Source organism: Mycolicibacterium neoaurum, from assembly GCF_036946495.1.
In the GTDB taxonomy this organism is placed as follows: domain Bacteria; phylum Actinomycetota; class Actinomycetes; order Mycobacteriales; family Mycobacteriaceae; genus Mycobacterium; species Mycobacterium neoaurum_B.
In genome coordinates this window covers 158,376-179,954 of record NZ_JAQIIX010000001.1, presented here as the reverse complement: position 1 = coordinate 179,954, position 21,579 = coordinate 158,376, and the positions used below count along the sequence as shown (strand labels likewise).

General features: G+C 67.5%; 18 protein-coding genes. 6 read left to right on the top strand and 12 right to left on the bottom strand.

The window, feature by feature from the left end; all coding sequences use genetic code 11:
* Positions 1-24 precede the first annotated feature (24 nt).
* The 3 genes from rarD to lspA are packed head-to-tail and all read right to left on the bottom strand — an operon-like array spanning position 25 to position 2,578.
* Entirely contained in the window at positions 25-990 is a 966-nt protein-coding gene (gene rarD / locus PGN27_RS00735; protein WP_335324357.1) for an EamA family transporter RarD, read from the bottom strand.
* Positions 987-1,916: an RluA family pseudouridine synthase gene (locus PGN27_RS00730; protein ID WP_335324356.1), complete on the bottom strand. Its 930-nt coding sequence runs from the start codon at positions 1,914-1,916 to the stop codon at positions 987-989. Before PGN27_RS00730 ends, rarD begins: the two co-directional genes overlap by 4 nt.
* Positions 1,913-2,578, bottom strand: a complete 666-nt coding sequence (lspA, locus tag PGN27_RS00725; RefSeq protein ID WP_418888508.1) for a signal peptidase II — start codon at positions 2,576-2,578, stop codon at positions 1,913-1,915. The genes PGN27_RS00730 and lspA overlap by 4 nt, the downstream gene beginning before the upstream one ends.
* A gap of 79 nt (positions 2,579-2,657) precedes the next feature.
* Here lspA and PGN27_RS00720 point away from each other — a divergent pair, with 79 nt between their 5' ends.
* The gene (locus PGN27_RS00720; RefSeq protein ID WP_335324355.1) at positions 2,658-3,581 is read left to right on the top strand and encodes an asparaginase; all 924 of its coding nucleotides are present in this window, start codon (positions 2,658-2,660) and stop codon (positions 3,579-3,581) included.
* A 3-nt stretch (positions 3,582-3,584) separates the two neighbouring features.
* Here the strand turns inward: PGN27_RS00720 and PGN27_RS00715 are convergent, their stop codons facing one another.
* Complete coding sequence (locus PGN27_RS00715; protein ID WP_418888540.1) at positions 3,585-4,898, bottom strand: DNA polymerase IV; 1,314 nt, start codon at positions 4,896-4,898, stop codon at positions 3,585-3,587.
* Between the two features lie 84 nt (positions 4,899-4,982).
* Here PGN27_RS00715 and PGN27_RS00710 point away from each other — a divergent pair, with 84 nt between their 5' ends.
* Positions 4,983-5,195, top strand: a complete 213-nt coding sequence (locus PGN27_RS00710; protein ID WP_335324353.1) for an RNA-binding S4 domain-containing protein — start codon at positions 4,983-4,985, stop codon at positions 5,193-5,195.
* 23 nt (positions 5,196-5,218) lie between these two features.
* Here PGN27_RS00710 and ileS read toward each other — a convergent pair whose 3' ends face one another.
* Both ileS and PGN27_RS00700 read right to left on the bottom strand, forming a co-directional pair.
* Positions 5,219-8,377 (bottom strand): isoleucine--tRNA ligase, encoded by a 3,159-nt coding sequence (ileS, locus tag PGN27_RS00705; protein ID WP_335324352.1) that lies wholly within the window; start codon positions 8,375-8,377, stop codon positions 5,219-5,221.
* Between the two features lie 231 nt (positions 8,378-8,608).
* Positions 8,609-9,328 (bottom strand): hypothetical protein, encoded by a 720-nt coding sequence (locus PGN27_RS00700; RefSeq protein ID WP_335324351.1) that lies wholly within the window; start codon positions 9,326-9,328, stop codon positions 8,609-8,611.
* 134 nt (positions 9,329-9,462) lie between these two features.
* Here PGN27_RS00700 and PGN27_RS00695 point away from each other — a divergent pair, with 134 nt between their 5' ends.
* Together PGN27_RS00695 and PGN27_RS00690 are read left to right on the top strand one after the other, a co-directional pair.
* The gene (locus tag PGN27_RS00695; RefSeq protein ID WP_335324350.1) at positions 9,463-9,840 is read left to right on the top strand and encodes an XRE family transcriptional regulator; all 378 of its coding nucleotides are present in this window, start codon (positions 9,463-9,465) and stop codon (positions 9,838-9,840) included.
* An 88-nt stretch (positions 9,841-9,928) separates the two neighbouring features.
* Complete coding sequence (locus PGN27_RS00690; protein WP_335324349.1) at positions 9,929-10,663, top strand: hypothetical protein; 735 nt, start codon at positions 9,929-9,931, stop codon at positions 10,661-10,663.
* A 39-nt stretch (positions 10,664-10,702) separates the two neighbouring features.
* On the opposite strand, the gene PGN27_RS00685 is transcribed toward PGN27_RS00690, so the two are convergent.
* The gene (locus PGN27_RS00685; RefSeq protein WP_335324348.1) at positions 10,703-11,938 is read right to left on the bottom strand and encodes an Rv1490 family membrane protein; all 1,236 of its coding nucleotides are present in this window, start codon (positions 11,936-11,938) and stop codon (positions 10,703-10,705) included.
* Positions 11,939-12,046: 108 nt separating this feature from the next.
* On the opposite strand from PGN27_RS00685, the gene PGN27_RS00680 reads away from it, so the two are divergent.
* Together PGN27_RS00680 and PGN27_RS00675 are read left to right on the top strand one after the other, a co-directional pair.
* Positions 12,047-13,312 (top strand): glycosyltransferase, encoded by a 1,266-nt coding sequence (locus PGN27_RS00680; RefSeq protein ID WP_335324347.1) that lies wholly within the window; start codon positions 12,047-12,049, stop codon positions 13,310-13,312.
* Between the two features lie 43 nt (positions 13,313-13,355).
* Positions 13,356-14,135, top strand: a complete 780-nt coding sequence (locus tag PGN27_RS00675; protein WP_335324346.1) for a GAP family protein — start codon at positions 13,356-13,358, stop codon at positions 14,133-14,135.
* A gap of 12 nt (positions 14,136-14,147) precedes the next feature.
* On the opposite strand, the gene PGN27_RS00670 is transcribed toward PGN27_RS00675, so the two are convergent.
* From PGN27_RS00670 to PGN27_RS00650, 5 genes are read right to left on the bottom strand one after another with little or no spacing between them, the layout of a single operon-like run.
* Positions 14,148-15,479 (bottom strand): hypothetical protein, encoded by a 1,332-nt coding sequence (locus PGN27_RS00670; RefSeq protein WP_335324345.1) that lies wholly within the window; start codon positions 15,477-15,479, stop codon positions 14,148-14,150.
* Positions 15,480-15,482: 3 nt separating this feature from the next.
* Positions 15,483-17,240 (bottom strand): AMP-binding protein, encoded by a 1,758-nt coding sequence (locus PGN27_RS00665; RefSeq protein ID WP_335325180.1) that lies wholly within the window; start codon positions 17,238-17,240, stop codon positions 15,483-15,485.
* Positions 17,241-17,290: 50 nt separating this feature from the next.
* On the bottom strand, positions 17,291-18,649 hold the full coding sequence (locus PGN27_RS00660; protein WP_335324344.1) for a WS/DGAT/MGAT family O-acyltransferase: 1,359 nt from the start codon (positions 18,647-18,649) through the stop codon (positions 17,291-17,293).
* 14 nt (positions 18,650-18,663) lie between these two features.
* Positions 18,664-20,028 (bottom strand): condensation domain-containing protein, encoded by a 1,365-nt coding sequence (locus PGN27_RS00655; protein ID WP_335324343.1) that lies wholly within the window; start codon positions 20,026-20,028, stop codon positions 18,664-18,666.
* 31 nt (positions 20,029-20,059) lie between these two features.
* The gene (locus PGN27_RS00650; RefSeq protein WP_335324342.1) at positions 20,060-21,520 is read right to left on the bottom strand and encodes a condensation domain-containing protein; all 1,461 of its coding nucleotides are present in this window, start codon (positions 21,518-21,520) and stop codon (positions 20,060-20,062) included.
* Between the last annotated feature and the right edge of the window lie 59 nt (positions 21,521-21,579).

The following is a 21,579-nucleotide window of genomic DNA, read 5'->3' as shown; positions in this document are numbered from 1 at the left end:
CGACTAGGCTACATGGTGTTGCTGTTAACACGTCCCGCCACGATCATCCGGCGCGGTGGCCGGTCTGTCCGGGTGCCTCTGCGAGGTGCCGATGTGGCGGCTGTTGCGCGCACGTGACCGCAGTAGCGAGTCGATGGTGAAGATCGCCAGCGCCACCCAGATCAGCGCGAACCCCGCCCAGCGGGCCGGAGGCATCGGTTCGCCGCCCACCGCGATGCCCCAGGACAATTGCATCACCGGGGTCAGATAGAACAGCAGCCCCATGGTCACCAGGGCCAGCCGTTGAGCCGCTGCCGCGAAGAGCAGCAGCGGCAGTGCAGTGAGCACGCCTGCCACGATCAACAGCAGACTGTGCCCGGTCCCGGACCCGAGGAACGTCCCGGTGCCGTCATGCTGCAGATACACCAGATAACCCAGCGCCAACGGGGTGGCCAGGCCCGCCTCGACGCCGACGCTGACCCGCGGGTCGACCGGCACCACTTTTTTCACCGCGCCGTACAGAGCGAAGGACAGTGCGAGCCCCAACCCGATATAGGGCGGCGCGCCCAACTGCCAGGTCAGCACCACCACGCCGGCGATGGCGACGGCCAGTGCGACCCACTGCGCGCCGGCCAGACGTTCGCGGAACACCAGCAGCCCCAGTAGCACGGTCACCAGCGGATTGATGAAGTAGCCCAACGCCGCATCGACGACGTGACCGTTGTTCACGGCATACACGTAGATCGCCCAGTTGGCCGAGATCAGCACCGATGCGATCGCCAGCAGGCCCCAGGTGCGGGCGGTGATGGCGCGCAGATCCGCGACCCGGCGCACCGCCACGATGACGATCGCCAGGAAGGCGGCGCTCCAGACGATCCGGTGTGCCAGGATCTCCACCGCGCCCGCGGGTTTGAGCAGCGGGAAGAACGCCGGGAACAGCCCCCACATGCCGTAGGCGCCGATACCGAACACCCACCCACTGCGCTGCCGATCGGCGGCGCGCACCGTCACCGGTCGTTGGCGCGCACGCGGTCCAGTGCGGCCTGCAGATCGGCCGGATACGGACTGGTGATCTCCAGCCATCGTCCGTCGTCCGGGTGCGCGAAACCCAACGAACGGGCATGCAGCCACTGCCGCTCCAGGCCCAGCTTCTTGGCGAGGGTCGGGTCGGCCCCGTAAGTCAGGTCACCGCAGCACGGGTGGTGCAGCGCCGCGAAGTGGACCCGGATCTGATGGGTGCGTCCGGTCTCCAGATGGATGTCGAGCAGGCTGGCCGCGACGTGCGCCTCGATGGTGTCGTAGTGGGTGACGCTGTCGCGGCCGCTCTCGGTGACCGCGAACTTCCAGTCGTGGCCGCGGTGTCTGCCGATCGGAGCGTCGATGGTGCCGCTGGACGGATCCGGATGACCCTGGACCAGCGCGTGGTAACGCTTCTCCACCGTGCGCTCCTTGAACGCCCGCTTGAGCACCGTGTAGGCCCGCTCGGAGATCGCCACCACCATTACCCCCGATGTCCCGACGTCCAGCCGTGACACGATGCCCTTGCGCTCGGCCACACCGGATGTGGTGATCCGAAACCCGGCCGCAGCCAACCCACCCAGCACCGTCGGGCCGGTCCAGCCCACCGATGCGTGCGCGGCCACGCCGGCCGGCTTGTCGACGACGACGATGTCGGCATCGGAGTACAGGATCGACATGCCCTCGATCTCGACGGGCGTGTTCTCCACCGGCGCAGGGGGTTCGGGCAGCCGCACCTCCAGCCAGGCGCCGGCGACGAGTTTGTCCGATTTACCGGCGGCGGTCCCGTCGAGCTCGACACCGCCCTCCTCGGCGATGGCGGCGGCCGCCGTCCGGGACAACCCCAGCAGACGAGCCAGGCCCGCATCGACGCGCATACCGGCCAGGCCTTCGGGGACGGGCATCGAGCGAGTGGTCATGAGCTCGGCGTGTCCGACGGATCGTTCGGCTTGTCCGTCGCCGACGCCGAAGCGGGCAACTCGCTCTCCGGTGCGGGGTTCTGCTGTCCGACAGGCTCGGCCTTGTCGGTCTCCGGTCGCTGACGGCCGGTCGTGTCGTAGTCGAAACCGAACAGCGACAGCACCACCAGCAGGATCGCCCCACCCACCACGGCGGGATCGGCGACGTTGAACACCGGCCACCAACCGATGGACAGGAAGTCGACGACGTGCCCGCGCAGCGGACCAGGAGACCGGAAGAACCGGTCGACCAGATTGCCCAGTGCACCGCCGAGGATCATGCCCAGCCCGAGCGCCCACCAGGGGGACACCAGCCGACGGCCCATCCAGACGATGCCGATGACCACCCCGGTGGCGACCAGCGTCAGTACCCATGTGTAGCCGGTGGCCATGGAGAAGGCCGCGCCGGAGTTGCGCACCAACGTCCAGGTGACGGTGTCACCGATGATCGACACCGGCTGCCCGGGCACCAGCAGCCGGACGGCCAGCACCTTGGTCACGATATCGAGGATCAGCACCACACCGGCGATGGCGAACAGCAGGCGCAACCGCTTACGTGGTGGCGGTGGTGCTGCGTCGGGCGCGCCGGCCGGTGGGACGGCGCCCGTCGATTCGTCGGTCACCGGACCATCATCCCAAACGGTTGGGCCCGCGCCGCCATGCCGTCCTGGTCTGCGGTGACGATGGTGGACAATCGCTGCCATGCCCGCCATCACCGTCATCAGCACCGGCGGCACGATCGCCACCAGTTCCGGGTCTGACGGCGTTGCTCGCCCGACCCGCAGCGGCACGGACCTGACGGCCGGTCTGGACGTACGGGTGCGTGAGTTGATGTCCGTGGACAGCTCGGCGCTCGAACCTGCCGACTGGGATCGGATCGCCGACGCGGTCCGCGCCGAAGGCCGCCACCCTGACTGCGGTGGCATCGTCATCACCCACGGCACCGACACCATGGAGGAGACGGCGCTGTGGCTGCAGCTGACCCATGACGTTGCGGTGCCGGTGGTACTGACCGGGGCGCAGCGCAGTGCCGACGCCCCCGATCCCGACGGTCCGGCCAATCTGCGCGACGCCATCGCCGTGGCGCGATCGGCCCCGGCCGCCGTGCTGGTCGCGTTCGCGGGGACCATCTGGCAACCGTTGGGTCTGTACAAGGCCGCCACCGAAGACCTGTCCGGGTTCACCGGCACCGCGGTGGGCTCGGTGCGCGACGGGCGCGTCGATATGTCCGCGCCGCCGCGCGGCCCGCGGTTCGCGGCGTTGCGCGCGGCCGCCGCGCCGCGGGTGGACATCGTGACCGCCTATCCGGGTGCGGATGCGGTCGGTATCGACGCCTGTGTGGCGGCCGGTGCGCGCGGGATCGTCCTGGAAGCCCTCGGCGCAGGCAACGCCGGACCCGCCATGATCGACGGGGTCCGCCGTGCGGTGCGCGCCGGGCTCGCCGTCGTCATCGGCACCAGGGTCCCCGGTGGCCGGGTGCGCCCGATCTACGGACCGGGCCGGGAGCTCACCGATGCCGGGGCCGTACCGGTGCCCGGCATCCGCCCGGCCCAGGCGCGGGTACTGCTGATGGCCGCGCTGGCCGCCGGCGCAACCGCCGACGATGTCTTCGCCCGCTGGGGCTGACGATCAGGCCGGATCGAGGGTGTCCAGATAATCGCGCCAGTCCAGACTGTCGACCGGGTCGGCGCGGCTGATATCGGGCAGATCGGCCGGGAACGTCCGCGCGATCCCCGGTCCCGATGCCCGGGTCTCGAAACGCACCGTCATCACCCCGTGTCCGGCACCCTGCACCCACCCGTGGCCGTGATCGGTGTGCCGCACGTCGTCACCGACCCGCCAGGACTCCGGCCCGGTGCGCAGTGGTAGCGGTGTGCGACTTTCCGGCACGTCCTCGTCGACGAGGTCCAGATCGGGGAACAGGGACTCCTGCTGCACATCGGAAAGACCCGAAAACCCGATGCCGACAAGACGTATCGGCCCCACCTCGAGCGGGTCGAGCAACAGCCGACGGGCGGTCGCCACCAGGGTCGCGGCGTCGGTGCTGGCATACGGCAGCGTCGCCGACCGGGTCAGGGTCGCCATGTCCGATTTCTTCAGCTTCACCGTCACGGTCCGCGCACCCCGGCCGTCCTTGAGCAGGCGGCGGTGCGCGTGCTCACCGATGGTGGTGATCGCGTCGCGGAGCTGATCGAGGGTGCGCAGATCCTCGGCGAAGGTCGACTCGGCGCTGATCTGCTTGGCCGGGGCGTTCTCGGCCACCGGGCGGTCATCGATCCCGCGGGCCAACCGGTGCAGTGCCGGACCGACGGTGGCACCCAGCACATCGGCGACCTCGCCGTCGCTGAGCGCGGCGAACGCCCCGATGGTCTCGATACCGAGCCGGCGCAGGCGATCCTCGGCCACCGGGCCGATCCCCCAGAGTTTGCGGACCGGCAGCGCCGAGAGCAGCGCCTGCTCGTCGGCGCGTCCGATGATCCGGATACCGTCCGGTTTGGCCAGCCCCGAGGCGATCTTGGCGACCTGCTTACCCGAGCCCGCCCCCACCGACGCGATCAGTCCGGTCTCGGCCCGCACCCGAAAACGCAGGGCTTCGCAGAATTCCGCGACCTCGGGCACGGCCGCGCCGACCAGTTCGGCCGGTTCGCCGAACGCCTCGTCGAAGGACAGCTGTTCGAGCACCGGCACCACCGACCGCACGGTGGCGAATACCCGCCGACTGGCGGTTCCGTACACCGCGCCACGCGGCGGCAGGACCACCGCGCCGGCGCCGACCAGCCTGCGCGCCTGGTGCATGGGCATCGCCGAACGTGCCCCGAAGACGCGTGCCTGGTAGCTGGCACCGGCCACGACGCCGCGGCCACCGAGACCGCCGACCAGTACCGGACGATGCCGCAGGGTGGGCCTGGTCAATTGTTCGACCGAGGCGAAGAACGCATCCATGTCCAGATGCAGAACCCACCGATGCACACCTGGATGCTAGGCGCACGGTCCGACGATGCGACCGCACGCCACTACCCTGGCCGCATGGACAACGTGCCGATCCGCGACGAGTCGATCCGATTGGGGCAGTTCCTGAAGCTGGCCGGTTTGATCGACAGCGGCGCGGATGCCAAAGCGGTGATCGCCGACGGCCTGGTCACCGTCAACGGCGAGGTCGATCTGCGCCGCGGTCGCCAGCTGCGACCCGGTGACGAGGTGTCCTTCGCCGACAGATCGGCCAGGGTCGCGACGGGCTGAGACGGACGCCGACGTTCGGGCGCTCAGGCCTTGGCGATGGTCACCAGCACGCCCTCGCCGACATCGTGGCCGTCGGCGACGTCGCCGAACTCGAAATCCGTTGCCAAGATCTCACCGGCGATCAGATCGCGGTGGGTGGCCGCCCACTCGGCGAACTGCGCAGGCACCGACATGCGTACCGAGATGCGGTCGGAGACGTCCAGTCCGGTGGTCTTGCGCAACTCCTGCAGCTCACGGATGCGGTCCTTGGCCCAGCCTTCGGCTTCCAGTTCCGGGGTCACGTTTCCGTCGAGCACCACCAGACCGGCCCCGTCGGGCAACGCCGCGGTCCACTCCGGGTCCGCGGCAACGAGTTTGGAGGTGAACTCGGTCGGCAGCAGGGTTGCAGGCCCGGCGGTGAGCGTGCCGTCCGCGTTGAGCACACCATCGCCGGCCTTGACCGCCTTGATGGCCGCCTGCACGTCCTTGCCGATCCGCGGCCCCGCCGCACGGGCATTGACCGCCAGCTCGAACCGGCCGTAGGTGTCGATCTCGTCACTGAGCTCGACGGCCTTGACGTTCAGCTCGTCGGCGATGAGGTCCGCGAACGGCGCCAAGCTGTCCGGATCCTGCACCGCGACGGTCAGTTTCGGTAGCGGCAACCGCACCCGCAGCTTCTTGGCCTTGCGCAGCGAGGAGCCCGTCGAGCACACCTCGCGCACCTGGTCCATGGCGGCCACCAGAGCGGGATCGGCGGGCAGCTCATCGGCGGACGGCCAGTCGGTCAGGTGCACCGACCGTTGTCCCGTCACTCCGCGCCAGATGACCTCCGAGACCAGCGGCAGCAGCGGAGCGGCAAGCCGCCCGGTCACCTCCAGCACCGTGTGCAAGGTGTCGATCGCGTCGGCATCCTCGTCCCAGAACCGTGAACGCGACCGTCGCACATACCAATTGGTCAACGCCTCGGTGAACTGCCGCAGCTGGTCACATGCCCCGGAGATATCGCAGACGTCCAGCGATGCGGTCAACTCGTCACGCAGGGCGGCGAGCTTGGCCAGGATGTAGCGGTCCAGCACATGGGTCGAATCGGTGCGCCAGGTGCCCTTGGCCGGGGCGTACAGGGTCAAGAAGGTATAGGCGTTCCAGAACGGCAACTGCACCTGCCGCACACCCTCGCGGATGCCCTGCTCGGTGACGATCAGATTACCGCCGCGCAGGATCGGTGAGGCCATCAGGAACCAACGCATGGCATCGGAGCCGTCGCGGTCGAAGACCTCCGACACGTCCGGGTAGTTGCGTAGCGACTTGCTCATCTTCTGACCGTCGTTGCCCAGCACGATGCCGTGCGAGACACAGGTTTTGAACGCCGGCCTGTCGAAAAGTGCGGTGGAGAGCACATGCATGGTGTAGAACCAGCCGCGGGTCTGCCCGATGTACTCGACGATGAAATCGCCGGGGAAATGCGCATCTTCGGTGCCGTCCGGACCGGTGACGCCGTCGAACCACTTCTGGTTCTCGAACGGGTAGTGCACCTGCGCATACGGCATCGACCCGGAGTCGAACCAGACGTCGAGCACGTCCTCGATGCGCCGCATGGTCGATTTGCCGGTCGGATCATCGGGATTGGGGCGGGTCAGCTCGTCGATGAACGGCCGGTGCAGGTTGTCCGGCCGGACCCCGAAATCGCGCTCCAGCTCGTCGAGGCTGCCGTAGACGTCGGTGCGCGGATAAGCGGGGTCGTCGGATACCCACACCGGGATGGGCGTGCCCCAGTAGCGATTTCGCGAGATGGACCAGTCACGGGCGTTGGAGAGCCACTTGCCGAACTGGCCGTCCTTGACATGTTCGGGGTACCAGGTGATCTGCTGGTTCAGCTCGACCATCCGGTCCCGGAACTGCGTCACCTTGACGAACCAGGACGACACCGCCCGGTAGATCAGCGGATTACGGCAGCGCCAGCAGTGCGGGTAGGAGTGCTCGTAGGTCTCGTGCCGCAGCAGCACCGGCGCGTTGACTGCCGCGGGACCGGTGCCGTTCTTGAGGTCCTTGATGATCTGCGGGTTCGCCTCGAACACCTGCAGCCCCGAGTAATCGGGCACCGTGACGTCGAACCGACCCTTGGAATCGACCGGGGTGACCGCCACGATATCGGCGGTGTCGGCGGTCGCCTTGTCATCCTCGCCATAGGCCGGGGCCATGTGCACCAGACCGGTGCCGTCCTCGGTGCTCACGAAATCGGCGCCGAGCACCTGGAAGGAGTTCCGCGCGGCGTCGGACTCGACGAAATATGCGAACGGGGGCAGGTAGCGCGTGCCCAGCAGCTGCTCTCCGAGGTAGGTCGCGACGACGACCGGTTCCTCACCCAGTTCGCGGGAGTAGGCACCGAGGCGGGCTTCGGCGAGGACGAATCGGTGCCCGTCGGGACCCTCGACCACCACGTAGGAGACACCCGGGTTGACCGCCACGGCCTGATTCGACGGCAGCGTCCACGGCGTGGTGGTCCAGATCAACAGGTAGGCGCCGGCCAGGCCAGATTCGGCATCGTCGGCGATCCGGAATCCGACGGTCAGCGCGGGGTCCTGACGACTCTGGTAGACGTCGTCGTCCATCCGCAGCTCGTGGTTGGACAACGGGGTTTCGTCGTTCCAGCAATACGGCAGCACGCGGTTGCCCTGATAGGCAAGACCCTTGTCCCACAACTGTTTGAATGCCCAGATGGTGGACTCCATGAAGTCCAGATCCATCGTCTTGTAGTCGTTGTCGAAATCGACCCAGCGGGCCTGACGGGTGACGTAGGCACGCCATTCGCCGGCATACTTCATCACTGAGGCGCGGCAGGCATCGTTGAACTTCTCGATGCCGAGCTCTTCGATCTGGTTCTTGTCGGTGATCCCGAGCTGGCGCTGCACCTCCAGCTCGGCGGGCAGGCCATGGGTATCCCAGCCGAACCGCCGCTCCACCTTGTATCCGCGCATGGTGCGGTAGCGCGGGACGATGTCCTTGACGTAGCCGGTGAGCAGGTGGCCGTAATGCGGAAGACCGTTGGCGAACGGCGGACCGTCGTAGAACACATACTCCGGCGCACCATCCCGGCGCGCGATACTGGCCCGGAAGGTGTCGTCGGCGCCCCAGAAGTCGAGAACCTCGGCTTCCAGCGTCGGAAAGTTCGGGGTTCCGGCGGCCGGCTTGGGGTAAGCGGTCACTGCGTCTCCTGTGTGCCCAGCGATTCAGGCACGGGGACGAACATCGCGCCGGTGCGCGAGCCCGCGGTACCACCCCGCTTGCGGACCACGCGGATCCGCCGCTCAACTACGGGCGATGACGGGCCCGACCGTCCGGTTCTACTGGGGCGGGACCGTCGAGGATCCGACCCGTTCTTCCGGAGACTCCCCGGTGATGGCCGGATCTGCGTCGTTGACCAAGGAGTCTAACGCTCAGGCGGCGTCGATCTCCTCCGGGATCGCTTCCGAGGTGATCTCGATGAGCGCCTGCGGGAACTGCTCGGCCAGCTCTTCGATGGTGTACGCCTCGAAGCGCCGCGCGTCGTACCAGAAGTCGACGTGCACCAGTCCGTTGCAGCGGTAGGCGCGCAGTTCCAGCGCGTGCCCGGCCAACGGCTCGTCGGCCGAGACGGGTCCGGCACATCGGAAGGACAGGTCGGACAGCGGCTGCTCGTGGTGCCGGCCGGTCGAGCCGACCAGCGCCGAACAGACATGCGCGATCATCTCGGTGGCATCCAGCTCCGCGGGCATCACGCAGTCCAGCGCGATGATGTGCGCGTCGACGTCCACGGCCAGGACACCGCGCCCGATGGTGCGCGCCACCGCCCGACCGAGGGCGGCAATCAGGATCTTGCCGTTCAGGATGCCGAGGTGGGCCGCCGCGCCGTCGAGTTCGGCGCTCAGCACCGGCGGCAGTTCCAGACCGACATGATGAAGATCCGATTCGGCGGGCAGACCATCGGCCTCGTAGTCGGTCAGCGTCAGCGTCGCCGCGATATCGCGCGCCTGCCCGACGACCAGTTCGAAACCGGCGGTAGAGGTATCGGGCGTGGACGGCAGTGATGTGGAGAACTCTGATGCGGACGGCGCGGCGAGAACATCAGCGGCGAGAACCTGGGCAAGAACCCGGTCCTGAAACAGCGGAGCAACCATGTGACAGACACTACAGCCGTATTCCCAAAAATGGGACATCACTCCCGAAAGTCTGACACCCCTGTCAATTAGTGGCCAGATGTCCGCCGAACGGTTGCTGGCCCTCAGCAATGGGAAAGGGTTATTGTCGACGGGTGCCCCGTACAGATGAGAACGGCCGCCAACTGAAAGCCCTGCTTGATTACCTGCTGGACGGGGATGTCGAAGCCAAGGACATCTATGACGCATTGGACATCTCCAGCAGCACCTACTACCGCCGAATCAAAGAGGCCAGCTACCCCGACGCCGAGGAACTGCGGCGCATCGCCGACCGTTTCGCGCTGAGTTATCCCGACCTGCAGATCCGATTCGGCCTGATGAGCAGGCAAGAGGTGTGGAACTACATCGAGTCCACACCATTCACCGTCACCGCGGTCGCCGAATCGGTCCGCGAGCAGACCATCACCCAGCAACACGCACGCCCGAAAAAGATCTCCGAATTACGCCCACGTAGCGACGCGCCGCCCCTCTAACGGTTAGAATTTGCTGGCAGTTGTCCGTTATCACGCACGCGATACCGGTTTCTACCGCCGCTTTCTACATCCACAAAGGCGCACCACGATGGAAATCACCGCACTGATCGCGATCACGCTGATGTGTATCGCGTGGAGCCTGTGGATCCGCCGCGTCACCTGGTCGTGCCGCTGGGAGGTGGCCGCCACCCTCAACATCGCACTACAGGGCGGTGCCATCCTGCTGATGTCGCCGTGGGCGTCGGAGACCATCGGCAGGGTGCTGCACTCGTGGACCGGGATGTGGAATCTGGAGGATTTCATCGGCCACGACATGTACATCGTCGCCGCGTCGGCCATCGTCTACAACGCGCTGGGCCGTTTGCAGGACGACCACTCCATGCAGCGCGCCTTCAAGCAATACGTCGAGTACCCCGCCACCCTGTGCATCCCGTTGCTGCTGGCCACGTTCGCCATGAGCAGTGCTCATGACGTCTATGCCCGTGATTTCTTCGCCTCCCCCACCGACGGGTGGCTGGCCGCGTACTGGACCATGCTCTGCGGACTGCTGATCTACCTGTTGGTCTACGGTGCGCGCGCACTGCTGGTGCTGCGTAAGGATCCGCGGTCGCGCCGGGTCGCCAACATCTACCTGGCCGCCTGCGCCAGCGGCATCATCGCGTGCCTGATCCGCATCGCCACCGCGATCTGGCCGGCGGCGCTGGACCTCGAGCGCGGCGTACTGGTGTGGATCTTCGCCTGCGGCTGCGGCGCCGGGTTCGCGATCTCCTCGGCTCATTCGTGGCGCATCAAGACGAAATGGTTCAGCAAGGCCAACCACTGAGGCCTGGGGTCACATCGGTAGGGCCCACATCGGTACGGCTCACATCGGAACCGGAGCACCGAACCCAGGGATGATGCCGATCGGCACCAACGCCAGTGCCAGGGCAAGCACAGTCAATACCTTGACCGACCGCGACGTCGCGGCCTGATCGATCTCGGCTCGGCGACTCGCGAACAGCAGGTACACGATGGCGAGATCGTAGGCGATGATGACCCACCAGCGAATCCAGTCCACACCGGTCAGGAACACCGGCAGGATCAGTATCAGCCCGACGGCGATCGCGAGGCGCTGCCCCGACAGGGCGTCGCGGAACCGCGCCACCGAAACGCCCGAGACCTCGGCTATCAGACCCATCGACACGGCCAGCACTACGACGCCGTAGATGGTCGATCCCACCAACGCCACCACGCCGATACTGGCGACGAAGCTCAGCGCGTCACCGAAGCTCTGATCGAACAGCGGCAGGATGGCCCGGCACATCCAGTCGTGATAGTCGACCTCGTAGCGGAACCCGCGCAGCAACTGACCCGGAGTCGGGTTTCCGGCCAGCGGATGGTTCATCGCGCCGTGCGGCACCACCTCGCACAGCGCCGCCGATTTCCCGCGGGCACCGAGCAACGACACCGCCAGCGCCGTCACGATGCCAGGCCCCAGGGCCAGCGCCGCACACAGCCGCAGCGCACCGCTGCCGAGGGATGCGGCCAGCACCACCAGCGCGACGATCGCGCCGAGCCCGAACAGGAACACGGTCGCCTCGTGGATCAGCGTCAACACCACCGTGACCGCCCCGTACACCGCCGAGATGACGATCACCGCGCGACGGGTGGTGACCACCGCCAGGGCAACCGCGAACAGGGCCAGCGCCGCGGCACCGAGCAGATCGGTACGCGCCGAGAACACCCCGAAAGCAAAACCGAAGGGCAGCACGGGAATCAGGAGCGCCAGCAACGACCTGCGATCCGATCGGCCACTGCGCACCGCGACGAACCACGCGACCGCGGCAAGACCGACGGTGAACAGCACCGTCGGAATCCAGCGCAGCACCGCCAGCGCGCCGAAGTACCGCTCGTCGGGGAAGAGATTGACGATCTCGCCGGCCAGACCGCGCCGGATGAAGCCCTGTGAGTAGTCGACCGAGAAGTAGGAGTACCAGTAGCCGTCCGGGACGAACCTCGCCGCGACCAACATCAGCACGATGGCCCATGCGAGCTGGAGGGCACCGAATGTCACGTAGTAGCGGCGGCTGGGGCCCGTGCTGACCGCGCTGCTCGTCATCTGGCCCCTTCTGAAATTGTGGCGGCCCGTGCCGCCTGACGCGGCGAGTATATAGTCTGTCGGCGTGCCGGCCGGATGCCATGGTGCGCCGCTCCACGACGGTGACCGATGAAGATCGCGATCACCATCCACGGGACCCGCGGCGACGTCGAACCGTGTGCGGCCGTGGCGCTTGAGCTCCAGCGCCGGGGCCACGAGGTGCCGATGGCGGTGCCACCGAATCTGGTCGACTTCGTCGAGTCGGTCGGGCTGTCCGCCGTCGGCTATGGGCCCGATTCCCAGAAGCAACTCGAGGGCGACGTCTTCGAGCGCCCCGATGCGCTCACCGCTGCCGGACCGGCGGACTGGATGCGGCTGGGCAACCCGCTCAACGTCCTGCGCAGAGCCAGGGCGGCGGCCACCCGCGGCTGGGACGAGATGAGCGAGACGCTGCTGGCGATGGCCACCGACGCGGATCTGCTCGTCACCGGCACCGCCTACCAGGAGATCGCAGGCAATATCGCCGAGGCGCGCGGTCTGCCGCTGGCCGAGGTGCACTACTTCCCGGTGCGCGCCAACAGCCAGCTGGTGCGGGTACCGAAGGCCGTGGTCGCCGCCGGATACTCGGCCGGAGCCTGGATGCACTGGCAGCTGCTGCGACCCGCCGAGGCCCGACAGCGTGCGGTGCTGGGCCTGCCGCAGGCGACCAGCTCACCGGTGACCCGCATCGTCTCCGGAGGGGCGCTGGAGATCCAGGCCTACGATCCGGTGTTCTTTCCCGGCCTTGCGGCCGAATGGGGTGAGCGCCGTCCCCTCATCGGCTCCCTGACCCTGCAGAAGTCCACCGGGGTGGACCACGAGGTGATGTCGTGGATTACGGGCGGCAGCCCGCCGGTCTATTTCGGGTTCGGCAGTATGCCGCTGGACTCCCCCGCCGACGCGGTGCGGATGATCAGCGATGTGTGCGGAGAACTCGGCGAGCGCGCGTTGATCTGCGCGGGCTTCTCGGCGTTCGACGAGACGGCGTCGACCGATGCGGTCAAGGTTGTGCCCGCGGTCAACCATTCCGTGGTGTTCCCGGCCTGCCGCGCCGTCGTCCACCACGGGGGTGCCGGGACGACGGCGGCCGGCCTGCGCGCCGGGATACCCACCCTGGTGTTGTGGGTGGCTGCCGAACAACCGTTGTGGGGCAAACAGGTCGAGCGTCTCGGCGTCGGCGCCTACCGACGCTTCTCGGCCTCCACCCGGGATTCCCTGCTCGCCGACCTGCGCACCGTGCTGGCGCCGGGGGTCGCCGAGCGCGCGCGTTTGCTCGCCGGACGGATGCGTCCGGCTTCGGAGAGCGTGGGCACGGCCGCGGACCTGCTCGAGCAGGAGGCGCGCGCCGGAAGCTGACGCAAGTTGCCCACGATGAACCCAAACGGTACCGTTTGCGCTCGTGTGGACGACCGTCGTGTTGCTCGGCCTCACCGTCAGCATCGAACCCACACGCCTCGGGTTGATCGCACTGCTGCTGACCAGACGCCATCCCATTCGGCACCTGATCGTCTTCCAGTGCACGGGGCTGACCATCAGCCTCAGCGTCGGACTCACCGTCCTGTTCGTCTTTCACCGCAGTTTCTTGGGCGACAGCAATATTCACCCGGCCCCGCTGCAGATCGCCTTCGGCGCGGTGCTGATACTGCTCGGCGCCTTGCTGGCCTCGAAGATCCCGCTGGACCGGTTCCGACCCAAGGACAAGATCCCCGCCGGTGGCGGCGACGCGACCGACGGGACAGGCACCCGCGGTACCGGCACCGATGGTGCCGACCACGAGGAGCACGTCGCAGACCTGGTCGCCGAAACCACACCGCCGCGGCGACGCACGCGGTTCTTCGCCCGGATCCGTCAGTTCCTCAAGAGTGAGTCACCGGTGTTCGCCGCCTCCATCGGTGCCGCGACGGCGATGCCGAGCATCGACTATTTCGCGCTGCTCGCCATCATCATCGCGTCCCAAACCCCGCCGCTGGAACAGGGATTGGCGCTGCTGACCTTCCTTCTGCTGGCCGGCTGGGCCGCGACGGTGCCGATGCTGAGCTTCATCGTGGCGCCCGAGAAGACCCGGACCTGGGTGCAGCAGATGAACGCCTGGGTCCGCAGCCGAACCCGCAAGCAGGCGGGCATTTTCGTCGCCGTCGTCGGTGTCATCCTGATCGGGCTCGGCATCACCGGCCTGTGACCGCCCAACCGGCTACAGCTCGGTGAGCCCGGCGAGTCCGAAGTCGGCGTAGGCCGCCGAGACAAGTTCGCGCAGCGCAGCTTTCGAGTTGGGTCCGCGAACCGACCACGCCGTCACCGAGACGCCGAACCGTCCCCTGGCGCGAATCCCGCCCAACACGAGCTGTCCGCCGATCCGGTTGAGCTCCCTGCTGGTGACGTTGGGCTCGACACCACGCATCAACACGTAGTCCGCGGCGGTGCCGTCGGGCCGGCTGAAGGCATCCTCGGGCTCACCGAGATTCGAGCAACCGATCGGATCGTTGACCGCGAGCACCATGCCCTCCAGCCGGCGCAGGACGATCTTGGGGGTGAACGGGGTGAGTGGCAGTGGCCCGGTCAGTTTGACCGAGGTCTGCTCCGACTCGGCCAGTGCCTGCCGCATGGCGGCACGGACCCCGCCGAGGTCGCCGAGCACCTGGTCCGGGTCGGCCGTCATCGACACCGACACCAGCGCATTGGCTCTGGTGTCACCGGTGGTGCGCTCGCTCACCGGCCAGGACAGGTTCGCCCGGCCATCCGGGTTCAACCGGCCCAGCCGGGCGCCGATGCGGGTGGCGAGTCCGGCGAACAGCGAATTGCTGCTGCCGCCAAGCCGTTTCGCGCAAGCATCCCACTGATCGATATCGACGAAGGTGATCACCGACGGCGGGACCATCGGCACGTCGTCACCGGACGGCACGTCCCCGGCCGCCTTGATCGACGTCGTCAGATCCGCGCGCTCTGCCCTGGCGACCCGGGCCGAGGCCACCACCGCGGCGGCCATCTCCGGTATCGCGGCCAACGTCTGCCGGGCATCCTGCGCCAATGCCCTTCGGCGCGGCCGGGATCCGGGCGGTGGGTAACCCAGATCGTGCCGCACCCCGTTGACGGCATCGGTGACGGCGGCGATGAACCCGAGCCCGTCGACGAGGGAATGCGAGGCGGTCAGACTGACCGCGCCACCACCATCGGACAACGGCTGGACCGCCAACCGCCACCCTGGGCCGCGTTCGGGATCGATGGGCACGGCCAGCCGGCTGTTGGCCCAGTCCCCCACCTGACTACGGGATATCTCCTGCACCGATAGGTCCAGCGTCGGGGCGCTGGTATCGGACACCCAACGGTGTCTGCCGAACGGCAGGACCGATCGTTCGATGCGCCTGCCCAGCAGACCGTGGCCCAGTTCGCGGCGCAACCGCCGCAGACCGTCGATGTCGACCGGCCGGTCGTACACCCAGACCGTCTGGACGATCGGGCCGCGGCCGAGGGCACGCAGCCCCAGGAACGAGGCCTGGTCGATATAGGCCAGGGTGTTGTCACCCATCGGTCACACCGTTTGCAGGTTTTCGTCGAGGCGCGCGAACTCGCCGTCACGGTACTTCTGCACACAGGATTGGCGGCGGATCTTGCCGCTGGTGGTGATCGGGATGGCCCCGCGCGGCACCAGCACCAGATCGGCCGCGGCGATACCGTGCGTCTGCGATACCGCCGATGCCACGGCGCGCTTGATGTTGAGGAGGTTCTCCTCCACCTCGGCCTCGGAGTCACCGCGCTTCTTGACCTCGATGATCGCGACGAGCTCTTCGCTGCGGTCCCCGTCGACCGCGATCGCCGCCACCCGGCCGCCGGTGATCTCCTGGATGGTGGCCTCGATATCGTCGGGATAGTGGTTGCTGCCCCGCACGATCAGCAGGTCCTTGATCCGGCCGATGATGAAAAGCTCTCCATCGGAGAGGAAACCGAGGTCACCGGTCCGCAACCAGGGTCCCTCAGGAGTGCCCTCGGACGGGTTGGTGATCGTCCCGCCGAAGGTGTGCGCGGTCTGTTCGGGCTTCTCCCAGTAGCCGAGGCAGTTGTTCTCACCGTAGGACCAGATCTCGCCGATACCGCCGGCAGGCACCTCGACCAGCGTCTCCGCATCGACGATGCGGACCACCGGATCCTCCGGGCGGCCGTAGCCGACGAGCTTCGTCCCGCTGCCATCGGTGGTGCGCTCGGCAACCCCGGCGGAGAGCTTCTCCGGGTCGAAGGCCACCACGCTCGGCGGGCCTGGCACCCCGGTGCCGACGAACAACGTCGCCTCGGCCAGACCGTACGAGGGCCGGATGACGCCCTCGTCGAAGTTGAATTTGGCGAACCGCTGCGAGAACCGCTTCAGGGTGGCCTCGTGCACGCGCTCGGCGCCGCTGTAGACGGCGATCACATCACCGAGGTCGATACCCTCGAGATCCTCATCGGTGGTCCGCCCGGCCGCCAGCTCGAACGCGAAGTTCGGTCCGCCGGTGACGACGCGCGGGTAACTGCCCATCAGCTGGATCCAGCGCGCCGGCCGGGCCAGGAATGACAGCGGCGTGGTGAAGACGGTGCTCCACCCACCCAGGACAGGGGCGACGATGCCGAGCAGCAGTCCCATGTCGTGATAGAAGGGCAACCACGAGACCACGTGGGCGCCCGGGGGCGGCACCTTGCCGAAGTGCGGGAAGAACGCACACATCATCTGCTCGAAGTTCGAGGTGAGGTTGCGATTGGTGACCATCACCCCGGCCGGGGTACGCGTCGAGCCGGATGTGTACTGCAGGTACGCGGTCTCGGGCTTCTGCTCGCGGCTGGACAGCGATTTGCGCCGGGCCTCCAGATCCAGGGTGTCGACCTCGATGACGGTCGCTGCGGCGGCCCCGTCATCGGTTTTGGCGTACTCCGCGACGGCTCCGGCCACCGACGAGGTGGTCAGGATGATCGTGGGCGCGGAGTCCTTGATCACGGCGGACACCCGCTCGTCGTGCTGGCCGACCATCGGCACCGACAGCGGCACCGCGATGATGCCCGCCTCCAACGAGGCCAGGAAACCGATCACGTATTCCAGGCTCTGCGGCGCCAGGATGACGGCGCGATCACCGAGCTGTCCGATCTGGCGCATCTCGGAGGCCAGGTTGCGGACCCTGCGGTACAGCTGAGACCACGTCAGGGTGGTGGCCACGCCATCCCACTCATGGTCGTAATCCATGAAGGTGTACGCGATGTCCTCAGGCTGCAGGCTCGCACGTTCGCGTAGCACGCCGATGAGGTTGGTGTCGGACACGGTGATGCCTTTCTCGGCAATTCTCTTTCGAGAACCAGCTCAATCGGTAAGCAGTATTAAACGAACACGCCGGTGAGGTCGAATTCAGCGAGCGCCTCGGTCGTGAGCGTGCGCAACCGGGACTTCGAGTTCTCCGCCCCGGCCTCATAGGCGACGATGCCGATGATGACCTTGCCATTGAGTCGACCGGACACGACGACCAGCTGACCGTCGCCGTTTTCCAGCTCGCCGCGCGGGGTGGCCTGGTCGATACCGAAGAACGACGTGTACTCGGCCTCGGTGCCGTCGACGCTCGCCAGCATCGAGGGCAGATCGCCCATGTTGGAACACACCACCGGCTTGTCGTCGGAGGCGATCATGATGTCGGCGACCTTCTTGACCAGACGCTTGGGAACCAGCGGCGTCAGCGGCATCAGCTCGAGGATCTCGTCGGGCTGGTCCTTGGCGGACTTCAGGGCGTTGCGCAGCGTGGCGCGCGTGACGCTGAGGTCCTTGGTCAGATCCGTCGGATCGATCTTGGCGTTGACCAACGACATCGCGTTGGCCCGGACGTCGGTCTGGGCGGTGCGGTCGCTGATGGCGATCAGCAGCGAGATGTTGCCGTCCGGGTTTCGCCTGCCCATCCGCTCGCCGAGTTTGGCGCAGATCGCGGCCAGCATCGAATAGCCATTGCCGCCGAGGGACTCGGCCTTGGCGTCCCACTCCGCCAGATCGACGTAGGCCGTGATGGCGGGCACGATGACGCGCTCGTGCGGATCGGCGATCGCCCGGCGAGCGGGGGCGACCTTGGGCCCTGCCTCTTGCGCGCCGGCACGCAGCACCTTGACCGCCTTGCGCGCGGCGCGCGCGATCGTCGGGAGTTCGCGGACGGTCTCGCGCAGGTCCTCGACGATCGCGCGGCCGGTCCGCCGAGACAGTGGCGGCGGATAGCCGATATCGATGTTGGCACCGGCCACCGCCGTACCGACGGCCAGCAGCGCGGCCACCCCGTCGCCGAGGCAGTGCGAGCCCACCACCGAGATGGCGGTCACGCCGTCGGTGAAGGACTGCACGGCCATCTGCCAACCCGGTCCGTCCTCCGGATCGACCGTGACCTGGGCCCACCGGTCGGCCCAGTCGCCGATCTCCGCGCGCGGTAGCGGATCGGTGTTGACGTGCAGCGGTGCGGCCGGTCCAAGGGCCGCAACCCACCGGTATCTGCCGAACGGCAATGGGGATCGCTCGACCCGGCGGCCCGCCATCCCGTAGCCGAAGTTGCGGTGGAAGCGGCGCACCTGATCCATGTTCACCGGGTGCTCGTAGACCCAGACCACCTGGATCATCTGCACCCGGCCGGTCGCCCGGTTGGCGCGCACCATCGCCTCGTCCCACAGCGTCAGCCGATTGCCCACGGCGTCGCCGTTGGTGAACTCCACAGACTGTCCCCTCTTTACTCGATCACACCCGACAGCTCGAAGGCGGCCAGCGTCTTGTCCAATTCGGCCTGTAACCAGGCGGTGGTGTTCTCCGCGCCCGGCGCATATGCGGCGAACGTCAACACCTCGGCACCGTTGATCCGGCCTGCCACCACGGTGAGCAGCCCGCATCGCTGCTCCAAGGCATGCCGGGTGGCCACTCGGTCGATACCGCGCAGGAACACCACATCGGCCGGGGTGCCGTCGATGTTGGGCAGGTCCGGGGGCACGTCACCCATGTTCGAGCACGACACCGGGAGTTCGGTGGAGAAGCCGAAGGCCACGTCGGCCATCGTGCGCACCACCCGTTTCGGGATGAACGGGGTGAGCGGAAGCAGCTTGAGATCGTCGTTGGGTACCTCGCGGGCAGCCCGCAGGCCCTCCCGTAGGGCCGCGCGCGCGTCGGCGAGGTCGACGGTGACCTTGGCCGGGTCGATGGCCAGATTGACCAGGATCACCGCATTGGCCCGGGTGTCGTCGTCGCCGGGCCTGCGGTCACCCTGCGGGATGTTGAGGGTCACCATGCCGTCGGGCCCCACCCGGCCGATCTGTTCGGCGAGCTTGGCGACGAACCCGGCGACCAGCGAATGACCGTTGCCACCGAGTTCACCGGCGCGCCGGTCCCAATCGGCCAGCGGGACGCGGACCGTCGCCGAGGGGGTGAAGACCTGGTGATCGGGGCCGCTCACCGCAGGTTTGGTGGCACCGGAGGCGGTCAGTTCGTCACGCCGACGCAGCGCCTGGCGGGCAGCCTCGACCAGCGTGCGGCCCACCTCGGGAAGTCCGCGGACGGTATCGCGCAGATCGGCGCGCACGGCCCGGCCCCTGGTGCGCGACTTCGGTGGCGGGTAGCCGAAATCGAGGCGTCGACGATGAATGGCGTTCACCATTGCCGCCAGCGCGCCGCCACCATCGCTGACACAGTGCGAGATGACGATGCCGACCGCCGTCGACCCGTCGGTCATGGGCAGCACACCGACATGCCAGGCGGGTCCGTACTCCGGGTCCAGTGGCATGGTCGACCGCTCGTCGATCCAGCGACCGAGCTCGGCGCGCGGACGCGGTGCCGCGAAATCGAGCTCGGACTGCGGGCCCAGCGCCGATACCCAGCGGTGCCGACCGAAAGGCAGCGCGGACCGTTCGATCCGCCTGCCGAGCAGTCCGTACCCGATGTGTTCGTGGAACCCGCGGATGGCGTCGAGGTCGACGGGACGCTCGTAGATCCACACGATCTGCATGACGGCTTCCTGGCCGGTGGCACGCAGGCCGAGGAACATCGCCTGATCGGTGAAGTCGATCCGGTCGTCCCGCTGCGCCGGCCGTGTGGCGGCACGACTCATCGCGTCGACACCTCCGATGCGAACAGGGCGATCAGGCCGTCTTGAGATTCAGGCCCGCGGCGTCGGCACCGATCGGCAGCACCGCGAGATCGCGGCCTTCGACGACGCTGACGTACACGGCCTTCATCGCCTCCAGATAGCGCATCACCGATTCGCGCGCGATCGGATTGGCCGGGAACGCGGCGGTCACCGTGGTCTCGTGCTCGACCCGGTTGACCCACATCCCCACCTGATAGGCGGCGCGCGAATCGCTCCAGATGGTGCCGTTGAGCCGCTGCCACTCGGCGATCACACCGGGCGAGAGCAGGCCGACATCAAGGTAGGACAGCATCGGCACACCACCGTTGGGTGCGCGCAATCCGTGCGATTCCGCACCCAGCTCCAGCACCCGCTCGACCGGCACATGGGCCAGGTCGAGCCCACCGTCGAACGACTCCTGCGCGGCGCGGGCGGTGTTACCGAAGGTCTCGATGTCCACCGGCACCGTGATGGGCACCAGGCCGGTGAACCACCCGGTGGTCATGAACTCCGCGGGTGTGCGCCGGGTCGTGGTCGGGGTGATGACGCGGTAGACGTCGTCACCGGTCAGCGCGGCATGCGCGATCGCACCGCAGGCGAACACCCCGCCGCTGAAGCGGGCGCCTGCCGCAATGCAGATGGCCTCGAACCGGTCACCCTGATCCTTGTCCAACAGTTTCAGGGTGATGACATCGCCGGTGTAGGCGACCGAGGGGTCACCCAACGGCAGCGGGAACGTCGGCAACGAGCCGCCGCTGCTCTGCAGGAAGTCGATCCAGCCCGCCACCTCCGGAGAGTCCGTGGTCAGCGTCGAGACGTACTCGTGCTGTTCGCGGCAGTAGGTGTCGTAGCTACCCGGTTCGGGCAGCTTGAGCGGCGCGGCGCCCTCGACGAGGGCGTTGTACATCATGTGGATCTCCACGAAGGCCAGACCCATGAACATGGCGTCGGTGTGCACATGGTCGACGCTGATGTACACCGTGAAGTGGTCGGCCCGCTGGATCACGCCCACGTGGAAGCAGTCCCATTCCCACGGGCTGGCCGTGGCCAGGATGTGGTCGCGCCACTGCTGGGCGGTCATCTCCCCCTGCTCGGTGGCGACGAACTTGATATCGCGCGGATTGGTGAGCGTATGGCGCACGATCTCACCCGAGGTGCCGTCCTGTCCGGGGAGGTACTCGAACCAGCTGTGGAACGTGTCATGCCTGCGCAGGTACGCGTTGATGACATGGGTCATGGCACGGACGTCACAGCGTCCGGGGATATCCCAGGACGGGATGTTCAGCCTGGCCATATCGGTGCCCGCGGCGGAATGTTTGCGGTAGGCCAGCAGGTGCTGTGCCTGCTGGTAGCTGACCGGGACATCGCTGACCGGAGCGTCCTTGACCTTGGCCAGGGTCGACCGTGAGGGGTGCCAGGAAATCACGGCACCTGGTTCGCCGACCCAGTCATGGATCGGTTTCATCGCTACCACAATCTGTCTCCTGCTTCGACGACGTCGGATCGGGGTTCGAGCGACGTTGCACGACCTTC